We start from the raw sequence: 9,419 nt of genomic DNA on the forward strand, positions 1-9,419 counted from the left end.
GCGGGACGCATCCGACCCGAGGATCGGCGGCGATCACGCCGTCGTCACCCCCCCGAACAGCCCCGCCGGCTTCGTGAGGAGCACGACGATCATCACGGCGAACGCGGCGGCGCTCGTGAAGTCGGACGGGATCCAAAGCAGCGACAGCGTGCTCGCGACGCCGATCGTCAGCCCGCCGAGCATCGCGCCGTAGATCGACCCGATGCCGCCGAGGATGACCGCCGCGAAGATCAAAAGCAGGAGCGTCCACCCGTAGTCGAACGAGATCGTGCCCGTTTCGAGCACGACGAGGTAGCCGGCGGCGCCCGTCAGCCCGCCGCCGATGATCCAGGTCGCCCGGATCACCCGCTCCGTCGGGATGCCGGTCACGCGCGCGAGGTCGGTGTTGTCGGCCATCGCGCGCATCGCCTTGCCGAGCTTCGTCCGCCGGAGCAGCACGTGGACGCCGCCCATCATCGCGAGGGCGGCGACGACGAGCGCGAGTTCGTGGGCGCTGAAGATGAGGTCGACCCCCGGAACGAGATACGTCGGCAGCGTTCCGCCGGTGATCCCCGTCCTGCTCGTGCCGAAGACGAACGCGAGCAGGTACCGCAGCGCGAGCGCGACGCCGATGCTCGCGATGAGCAGGGCGATCGCGTTCCCACCCCGCATGGGTCGGTACACGACGCGGTCGAGCGCGAGCGCGAGCCCCGCGCCGAACGCGATCGCGACGACGAAGCCGACGAGGACGGCGACCGGCGTCGAAAACACGCTCGCGCCGACGGTCCCCGCGTCCGCGCCGCCGCTTACGCCCACGAGGAACAGATCCCCGGCGCTCACCGTGCCGATCCCGGCGATCAGGTAGGTCGTCGCCCACCCGGCGAACGCGCCGGCCGTGAGGTACTCTCCGTGCGCGAAGTTCGCGAAATTCAGTATGCTGTACGTCATCGAGAGCCCGATGCCGGCGAGACCGATCACCAGCCCGATGACGATCCCGTCCTTCAGAAAGAGGGCGATCGTCAAAGCGGTGACGTCGCCGGCCGTCACTTTCGAAAACAGATCGACGAGCAACGCCGCACCGACCGCCCAGACGAGGAGTTCGAGCGGCCGCTCGGCGACGAACCGCCACCCCCGCGAGTACGTGTCTGCCATTCCCATTGATACCACCCCGCAGGATTGAGGGGGACCGAAGGGCAAATACCTTCGCTCCGAAACGCCCGGTTACCCCGACGAGTACCGTCGGGTGGGCGCGACGACGTCCCTGGATGAGCGGTCGGTGCCGGACCGAACGTCTCGGCCGGTCGACGAATTTTTCAACTGAAATCTTATTCAAAAATACTAACTAAAAAGTTAATAATGTAAACACGGTAAGAACTGTCGAACGTGCGCGAATCGCTTCAGACACAGGTGCAACTCCTGCGCGAAACGCAGCCCGCCAGATACGGACTCGTGCGGGCCCACCACGCGGACGTCCGGCGCGCGATCGAGGCCTCCTCGCGGAACTATCCCACCACCCAGCAGCTCCTCGGAACGCTCGAAAACACGGATCTCAGCGCGCGGATGCTCGGAAACGTGCTTTCGCTCTTCGCGCGGTTCGGCGTCCTCGCGATACACAGCGAGCGAAACAACGGCAACCGATACGACCTCACGGCGTACGATCGGGGCCGGATGGACGAACTCGCTCGCCTGCTCGAAGCCGACAGCCGGCGGTGATCGGCGCGAACGGAGTCGCGGTCGCTCCCGCGCGGGGGCGATTCAAACCCGCTCTACGGTCCGGACGCGGCACGCGTCGCAGCGACTGACCCGCGCTGGCGCTCGCGCGAACTTGACGTTCTCGGGGGCGACCGCGCCCCCGTCCGTCGTTCGAATCTGTTCGAGGGCGACCGTGTGCACCGTCGTCTCCCTGCAGAACGCACACTCCGATCGTACTTGATTTACGGCTAGCTTCTCGTCTCGCAACGTTTCTCCCCTCCCGGATCACAGTTCGTTCCCGAAGTACATAAGGATGCTGTGGATACGAGAAATAGTTTCCATCTAGATCCTAAAACAGGTATGTACCTCCACGAAAGTGTCTTTTTTGCAAAATAGGCTCGGCCAGCACCGCTGACGGCCGTTGGGGGTGTACATCGCCGGCGGCGTTCGCTCGGTTAGCTCCCGCGAAGGAACCGGAGCGCGAGGCCGAGCAGGACGACGAGAATTCCGAGGATCGTCGCGACGGGCGGCACCGGCACGAACAGGAGGACGATTCCGACGAGTATCACTCCGGTTGAGAGTCTGACCATACCGTACGACACGGCGGACGGACAAATATGCGCTGGGGCCGCGGGCGCGAGGCCGCGTTTCGCCGGCAGCGCGACGGACCTTACGTAACTTCTATACCACCCGGGTCCCGACTCTCAAAAGAGTATGAGTCAGTCTTACAATCGGGGCCTCATCGAGGACTTCGGCAGGTGGCGCGAGTTCTCGGCTGGCATGTGGGCCTGGATCTTCCACAAGTTCACCGGCTGGGTGCTCGTGGGCTATCTGTTCACGCACATCGCCGTCCTGTCGACGGCGCTGTCCGGCGCGGCTCCCTACACGGAGACGATCCAGGCGCTCGAAAGCCTGCTGGTCGTTCGCATCCTCGAGGTCGGGCTGCTCGCGGTCGCGGTGTTCCACATCCTCAACGGGCTGCGGCTGCTGCTCGTCGACCTCGGAATCGGGCTGGAAGCACAGGACAAGAGCTTCTACGCGTCACTCGTCCTGACGGGCGCGATCGTCGTCGCGAGCGTCCCGACGTTCGTCGCGGGGGTCTTCTGAGATGGCGGAGCGATACTCCTCGTTCCAGCCCGGCGGCCGCCGCTGGCTGTGGCAGCGCATCACCGCCGCGTTCCTCGTGATCGTGCTCGCGTTTCACTTCTTCCTCCTGCACTTCGTCTACCACGCGGACGAGGTGACGTTCGCGCTGAGCAGCGCGCGGATGGAACAGTGGACGTACTACTCGCTCATGATCCTGTTTCTCGTGACGGCGACGTTCCACGGCGTCAACGGCGTCTACAACGCGCTCGTCAACCAGGGTCTCTCGGGTAGCAAGAAGACGGCGGTGAAGTGGACGCTCGTCGCCGCGAGCGCCCTCCTCATCGTGCAGGGGATCCGCACCGCGAACGCGTGGGCCGGCCTCCCGACCTTCTAACACATGAGCACCCCACAACAGAAACCCAAGAACCAGACCGAGACCGACACCGAATCGGCCGACGAGGAGATCATCGCCGCCAGTTCGCCGCAGCAGCGGCGACTCCGCGAAAAGCGCGGCGAGGAGATCGAATCGCCGAAGGAAGTCGCAGAACAGGAGGACACGTACCACCTGAAGGTGTTCCGCTACGACCCGGAGGTCGCGGACAAACAGGAGCCGCGATTCGACGACTTCTACGTCCCCTACAAGCAGGGGATGACGGTCCTCGACGCGCTCATCTACGCCCGAGACAGCTTCGATTCGAGCCTCACCTTCCGGCACTCCTGTCGGCAGGCCATCTGCGGCTCCGACGCGTTCTTCATCAACGGCCGCCAGCGGCTCGGCTGCCGGACGCAGCTTTCGGACCTCGACGAGCCGGTTCGCGTCGAGCCGCTCCCCCACCAGGAGGTCGTAAAGGACCTCGTCGTGGAGATGGAGCACTTCTACGACCAGATGGAGGCGGTCGAGCCGTACTTCCAGACGAACGACCTGCCCGATGGCGACCTGGAGGAACAGCGGCAGTCGCGCGAGAACCACGAGAAGATCAAGATGTCCACGCGCTGCATCTGGTGTGCCGCCTGCTACTCCTCGTGTAACATCGCCGCCGGCGACAACCAGTACCTCGGACCGGCGGCCATCAACAAGGCGTACCGGTTCGCGATGGACGAGCGCGAGGGCGAGGACCTGAAACAGCACCGGTTGCGGATCGTCGAGCAGGAACACGGCGTCTGGCGGTGTCAGACGCAGTTCTCGTGCACCGAGGTGTGTCCGAAGGACATCCCGCTCACGGAGCACATCCAGGAGCTGAAGCGCGAAGCGGTGAAAAACAACCTCAAGTTCTGGTAACCCAAGGTGAACTCAATGTACGAACACGACGTACTCGTCGTCGGCGCGGGCGGTGCGGGACTCCGGGCGGCCATCGCGGCCCACGAGGAGGGAGCGGACGTCGCGATGGTGACGAAGCTCCACCCGGTCCGGAGCCACACCGGCGCGGCGGAAGGCGGGATCAACGCGGCGCTGCGCGAGGGCGACTCCTGGGAGTCTCACGCCTACGACACGATGAAGGGCTCCGACTACCTGGGCGACGCCCCCGCGATCGAAACGCTCTGTAAGGACGCCCCGGACGACGTCATCACGCTCGAACACTGGGGGATGCCCTTCTCCCGCGAGGAGGACGGCCGCGTCTCCCAGCGACCGTTCGGCGGCCTCTCGTTCCCGCGGACGACCTACGCCGGCGCGGAGACCGGCCACCACCTCCTGCACACGCTGTACGAGCAGGTGGTAAAGCGAGGCATCACGGTGTACGACGAGTGGTACGTGATGAACGTCGCGGTGACGGACGAACCGGATCCGCGCGACCGGACGTGCCACGGCGTCGTCGCCTACGACGTAATGACGGGCGAAGTCGCGGGCTTCAAGGCCCGAAACGGGGTCATCCTCGCGACCGGCGGACCGGGGCAGGCGTTCGATCACACGACGAACGCCGTCTCCTGTACGGGCGATGGACAGGCGATGGCCTACCGCGCCGGCGTCCCGCTGGAGGACATGGAGTTCGTCCAGTTCCACCCGACGACGCTCCCCTCCACGGGCGTGCTCATCTCCGAGGGCGTCCGCGGCGAGGGCGGCATCCTCTACAACGTCGAGGGCGAGCGGTTCATGTTCGAACACGGCTACGCGAACAACGACGGCGAGCTCGCCAGCCGCGACGTGGTTTCGCGGGCCGAGCTCACGGAGGTCAACGAGGGGCGCGGCATCGAGGACGAGTACGTCCACCTCGACATGCGCCACCTCGGCGAGGAGCGCATCATCGACCGCCTCGAGAACATCCTCCACCTCGCGGAGGACTTCGAGGGCGTCGACGGCCTCGAACAGCCGATGCCGGTCAAGCCCGGCCAGCACTACGAGATGGGCGGCATCGAGACCGACGAGAACGGCGAGACGTGCATCTCGGGCCTGTACGCGGCCGGCGAGTGCGCCTGCGTGAGCGTCCACGGGGCGAACCGCCTCGGCGGGAACGCGCTGCCGGAACTCATCGTGTTCGGCAAGCGCGCGGGTAAGCACGCCGCGGGCACGGACCTCGGCGAGGCGAAGATCGTCACGGGCAGGACCGACGACGTCGAGGCGGGCGAGGTGGACTCGCCCGTCGCGCTCGGCGAGGCCGGCATCTCCGACGCCGCGGTCGCGGACGGCGGGGCCGCGAGACTCACGGATCCCGACGAGGTGGTCGAGGCCGCGGTCGACGCCGAACGGCGGCGCGTCGAGCGCCTGATGAGCAAAGACGACGGGATCCAGCACGCGGAGATCCGCGCCCGGGTCCAGAAGGCGATGACGAAGTGGGTCAACGTCTTCCGCAACGAGGAGGGCATCAAGAAGGCGCTGCGCGAGATCCGAAAGGCGCGCGAGGACTACCGCGACGTGTACGTCGACGACCCCTCCCGGACGTTCAACACCGACCTCCAGATGACGATCGAGACGCGGAACGTCATCGACGTCGCCGAGACGATCGCCGTCGGCGCGCTCGCGCGCGACGAGTTCCGCGGCGCTCACTGGCGACAGGAACACCAGGAGCGGAAGGACGAACGCTGGCTCAAGCACACCCTGATGGCCTGGAACGGCGGCGAACCGGAACTGTGGTTCAGACCCGTCGTGCTCGAGGGCGAGTCGAAGACGTACGAACCGAAAATCCGGAGCTACTGACGCGGCTTCTTTTTCGAGCCGACGCCCTCGCCGGATCGGCGTCGGCGGAAGTGATAAGCGTATTAAGTTCGGTACGCGTAGGTCATTGAGGAAGGGTAGCTCAGTGGTAGCGCATCGCCGTTACGGGTTCACACCCCAGCGGCGGATTATCGGCTTCGCGTGGTTCGACTCCCGCCCCTTCCGCTCGTTCTTCCGCCCTCGACAGCGGTCGAAACCGACGTCCCGTACGCCCCGCGTCATCGGCGCGATAGAATTCACCCGAACCCGAATAAACTCTCGCCGCGCCTCGAAACGGCCCGAGACGGCCGACTCGAGGTATTCGACGATCGTTGAATAGGGGTTTTATTATCGTCGAACCCGAGAGTCGGAGTACGATGATGCAGCGGACCACGGAGACGGTTCCGATCCCCGGAGAGCTGCGCTCCCCTCGGGCGAAGCTGGTCTACCTGTACCTCTCCACGCACGGCGCGGCGACGATCACGGAGCTACAGGAGGGCCTCCGGATGAAGAAGCTCTCGCTGTACAGCGTTCTCAGGACGCTCCGCGAGCGCGGTCTCGTCGGCCGGGACGCGGAGCGGTACGTCCTCCGGTAGCCGATCCCGGCGACCGCGGCGTCGCGGGTCGAATCAGACGACGCTGAGAACGAGGCCGAGGAGAATTGCCGCGAAGAGCAACAACGCGACGACGAGGAAGAACGCGTCCGGACCGTCCATATCGATTATCAGATCGCCGTGCGGAATAAGCGTTCACCTCCGGCGACCGGGTCCTCGTTTCGATCAGCGGACCGTGGACTGCGACCCGCTATCGAGCGATCGGCTCCGACGAGAAGACGAGATATCGCGGCTCGTCCTTCGAGACCGCCGCGTACGCCGTGCAGACGAACCGTCGGGGTGCGACGGGAGAGACGGTCAGGATCGTCCGGTCGGCGGACGAGCACGGCGGTGCGCCTCCCGCCGCTCGGTCCGACACGCCGTACAGGTCGTCACGCGACACGGCACGCGCGCGAACTTCGCGTTGGCAGGAGAGACGTCCCGAGAGTTCACCGTCGAAACCAGCGCGATCTGTACGATCTGCTCGGTCCGCTCGCCGCAGACGTCGCAGTGTTCTCTGGCCGTCATCCCGATGTCCGTCTTTTCGCCTTTCATGTTAGTTCCCCTCGCTTCCCGCTCGGTCGGAACGCACCGTCCATCGAGAGACGAAGCCCGAGCGTGCCTCTCGGTACGTCGGGCGGAAGATGCGTGCGATCGAACGCGCCGGCGCGCGGAGCGAATAGAAGCGCTCGAAGTAGATAATCGTTCTTGACACCTTCTGGTTTCATCGACTGTGCGATTCACATTACACACGTTCACGGTAGATATTCTTCTACGTTTGAATGAAGTGGCGGATTTCACGACGGTCCCGGTGTTCCGCGTCGACGACCGCTGGTCTCACTTACCGGACGGTGCCGTCGGAACGGTCGAACGTGATGGTCGAAAATATCAACGCGGGTGTGACTATCGACGCACCGTAAAGAGCAGAACGTGTTAGATTGTAGCCATAATAGTGGTGGAACAGGACGAACGCGACGACGATCCCGGCTGAAATGAGAGCGAACCCTAGAAGACGGATCGGATCGACGCTAACCGTCAGACGGGACGAGTACGACATCACGTACAGATTCGACATACTCACTATAAAAGTATCCATTGCAATGCATGTATGATCGTTCAAACTTTCCCGAGGTTAGTCGAAAGAGCGGTAGCATACCCTCGATCAAGCACTACCTATCGTGACAGTATCGCGTGACGGACGCGTGTAACGGACCTGATTTCTCACTGGGTTGATGTCTGCCATCCATCGATCGCCACCGGACCGATTCCGTCAGATCGGGTGTCGCCACGGTCGTCCCTCGTGCGCTCGAACCGAAAGTGTCAAGCCAGGAGTGGGATTCGAACCCACGAAGTCTCGATTACAAGTCGAGTGCATGAACCGCCCATGCTCTCCTGGCGCGCCGGTCGGTGCGCCTTCGGTCCGTCGGTTACGCATCTTCGCCCGCGTTATTATCGCTTTCGACCCGCTTTTCGAGTTCGACGCGGTGCTGTCGATACCCGTGGCGGCGGTAGAATCTGATCGCGGCGCGGTTGTCCGCCATCGCTTCGAGTGAGATCACGTCCGCGCCGCGATTGACGAGGCGTCGTTCGGCCGCCGCGAGCAGCGCGGAGCCGACGCCGTCGCCGCGGCGATCGGAGCAAACGTAGAGATTCTGGACGAGACCCCGGGAGACGTCCTGTTCGTACGCCCCCATCTCCAGGCCGAACATCACGAAGCCGACGATGTCGGGGTCGCGGGCGACGAGGAGGCCGTCGGTGACGATGTGACGGGTGATCGATTCGAGAACCGTCGATCGATTCGGCGACGCGACGAGGTGCGATCCGTGGGCCCGTTGGCCGCGGGCGAGCCGAACCCAGAGGTCCGCGATGCGGCCGGCTTCGAGCGCGTCCGGTGCTGTGATGTCCATTCTCGTCACACTCCGTGGAGGGAATCCGGTATACGCGTCGTCACGAGCGCAGGGGACTCGACTACTCGTCCGTCGGGCAAAGCGCTTTCTCCGCCGCCGAACGCGATCGGACGGTTCGACTCGACCGGCGCGACGGCCGCTATATTTCGAGACAGTCCGCACAGACCAACTGGCCGTTCGAGTTCGTCAACCCGTTTGCGAACGTTCCGCAGACCTCGCAGATGCTCTGCGTCGTGTACTCTCCGTTTTCAGCGGCGTACCCCTCCTCGGTGGCGTCGGCTCTGTCGTCGGCGAACGTCGTCGACGACGCCTCGTCGACGTCCTGCACGCGCGACCGCCCCGCGGCCATCACGTCACGTCCCTCGACGACGCCGACGAGTTCGTCGTCGTCGACGACGAGCAGTCTGGACGCGGCTTCCGACACCAGCCGCGCTTCCGCTTCGGCGAGCCCGTCGCTCGCGTCGACGGTCGGTGCCGGCGGAGACATGATCTCCGCGACCGGCGTTTCGGACGGGTCGCTCCCGGCCTCGCGGTCGACGAACGCCGCGAGCGCGTCGCGCGCGGACATCGCCCCGACGGGGGTGCGACCGCGGAGAACGACGACCGACCCGACGCCCTCCTCCAGCATCAGCTCCGCCGCCGCGCCGATCGCGTCAGACTCGCTCACCCCGACGAACTCCCGTACCATGATGTCGCGAACCGTGACACTGTCGCGCATGTCCATTGATTCGGAGGAATCTGGCTAAAAGTTACCTCCAGCAGGCTTATGCGGCGAGCGGACCAACGTACACTTTCTCGGAGCCGCCGTCGTCGCGGACGCGTCCCCTCACCGCTCGAAGACGACGTCCAGACTGTCGTGACGGCAGCGTTCGAGGGCGTGTTTGGCGAGCATCCCAGCGTCGTGTGCGCTCCGACCCTCCCCGACGCCGACTTTGAGTTCGACGCCCGCGTCGTCGCGGACGTGAGAGAGCGCCGCGTCGTACTCTTCGGGTGCGAGCGCGGGGCACGCCGCGATCACGTTGTCGCCGCCGACGA

General features: G+C 64.9%; 13 protein-coding genes and 1 tRNA gene. 6 read left to right on the forward strand and 8 right to left on the reverse strand.

Translation table 11 applies throughout. The annotated features are described in order from the left end of the window. Nucleotides 1-33: 33 nt before the first annotated feature. Entirely contained in the window at nt 34-1,137 is a 1,104-nt protein-coding gene (locus tag C3L37_RS04235; protein WP_129113355.1) for a branched-chain amino acid ABC transporter permease, read from the reverse strand. Nucleotides 1,138-1,362: 225 nt separating this feature from the next. On the opposite strand from C3L37_RS04235, the gene C3L37_RS04240 reads away from it, so the two are divergent. Further along, nucleotides 1,363-1,692 carry a hypothetical protein gene (locus C3L37_RS04240; RefSeq protein WP_129113356.1) on the forward strand — a complete coding sequence of 110 codons (330 nt, stop codon included), beginning with the start codon at nt 1,363-1,365 and terminating at the stop codon, nt 1,690-1,692. A gap of 42 nt (nt 1,693-1,734) precedes the next feature. Here the strand turns inward: C3L37_RS04240 and C3L37_RS25965 are convergent, their stop codons facing one another. Both C3L37_RS25965 and C3L37_RS04245 read right to left on the reverse strand, forming a co-directional pair. Beyond that, nucleotides 1,735-1,938 (reverse strand): DUF7835 family putative zinc beta-ribbon protein, encoded by a 204-nt coding sequence (locus C3L37_RS25965; protein WP_449267276.1) that lies wholly within the window; start codon nt 1,936-1,938, stop codon nt 1,735-1,737. A 188-nt stretch (nt 1,939-2,126) separates the two neighbouring features. Continuing rightward, entirely contained in the window at nt 2,127-2,261 is a 135-nt protein-coding gene (locus C3L37_RS04245) for a transporter (protein WP_129113357.1), read from the reverse strand. Between the two features lie 124 nt (nt 2,262-2,385). Here C3L37_RS04245 and sdhC point away from each other — a divergent pair, with 124 nt between their 5' ends. The 5 genes from sdhC to C3L37_RS04275 all read left to right on the forward strand — a co-directional run bounded on the left by sdhC (nt 2,386) and on the right by C3L37_RS04275 (nt 6,480). Further along, entirely contained in the window at nt 2,386-2,778 is a 393-nt protein-coding gene (sdhC, locus tag C3L37_RS04250; protein ID WP_129113358.1) for a succinate dehydrogenase, cytochrome b556 subunit, read from the forward strand. 1 nt (nt 2,779) lies between these two features. Then, nucleotides 2,780-3,151 (forward strand): succinate dehydrogenase hydrophobic membrane anchor subunit, encoded by a 372-nt coding sequence (locus tag C3L37_RS04255; protein ID WP_129113359.1) that lies wholly within the window; start codon nt 2,780-2,782, stop codon nt 3,149-3,151. 3 nt (nt 3,152-3,154) lie between these two features. Next, on the forward strand, nt 3,155-4,036 hold the full coding sequence (locus tag C3L37_RS04260) for a succinate dehydrogenase/fumarate reductase iron-sulfur subunit (RefSeq protein ID WP_129113360.1): 882 nt from the start codon (nt 3,155-3,157) through the stop codon (nt 4,034-4,036). Nucleotides 4,037-4,051: 15 nt separating this feature from the next. Further along, entirely contained in the window at nt 4,052-5,887 is a 1,836-nt protein-coding gene (locus tag C3L37_RS04265; protein ID WP_129113361.1) for an FAD-binding protein, read from the forward strand. A 377-nt stretch (nt 5,888-6,264) separates the two neighbouring features. Next, entirely contained in the window at nt 6,265-6,480 is a 216-nt protein-coding gene (locus C3L37_RS04275) for a helix-turn-helix domain-containing protein (RefSeq protein ID WP_129113362.1), read from the forward strand. Between the two features lie 315 nt (nt 6,481-6,795). On the opposite strand, the gene C3L37_RS04280 is transcribed toward C3L37_RS04275, so the two are convergent. The 5 genes from C3L37_RS04280 to C3L37_RS04300 all read right to left on the reverse strand — a co-directional run. Then, nucleotides 6,796-7,032, reverse strand: coding sequence for a DUF7835 family putative zinc beta-ribbon protein (locus tag C3L37_RS04280; protein ID WP_129113363.1), 237 nt, complete (start codon nt 7,030-7,032; stop codon nt 6,796-6,798). Nucleotides 7,033-7,800: 768 nt separating this feature from the next. Further along, nucleotides 7,801-7,874, reverse strand: a tRNA-Thr gene (locus tag C3L37_RS04285). 30 nt (nt 7,875-7,904) lie between these two features. After that, nucleotides 7,905-8,384 carry a GNAT family N-acetyltransferase gene (locus C3L37_RS04290; RefSeq protein WP_129113364.1) on the reverse strand — a complete coding sequence of 160 codons (480 nt, stop codon included), beginning with the start codon at nt 8,382-8,384 and terminating at the stop codon, nt 7,905-7,907. Nucleotides 8,385-8,523: 139 nt separating this feature from the next. Continuing rightward, on the reverse strand, nt 8,524-9,102 hold the full coding sequence (locus C3L37_RS04295) for a CBS domain-containing protein (RefSeq protein WP_164974654.1): 579 nt from the start codon (nt 9,100-9,102) through the stop codon (nt 8,524-8,526). A gap of 108 nt (nt 9,103-9,210) precedes the next feature. Next, nucleotides 9,211-9,419, reverse strand: a 209-nt coding sequence (locus C3L37_RS04300; protein ID WP_129113366.1) for a GTP cyclohydrolase IIa, incomplete at its 5' end; no start/stop codon positions are given.

The organism is Halegenticoccus tardaugens (assembly GCF_004116405.1).
Lineage (GTDB): Archaea > Halobacteriota > Halobacteria > Halobacteriales > Haloferacaceae > Halegenticoccus > Halegenticoccus tardaugens.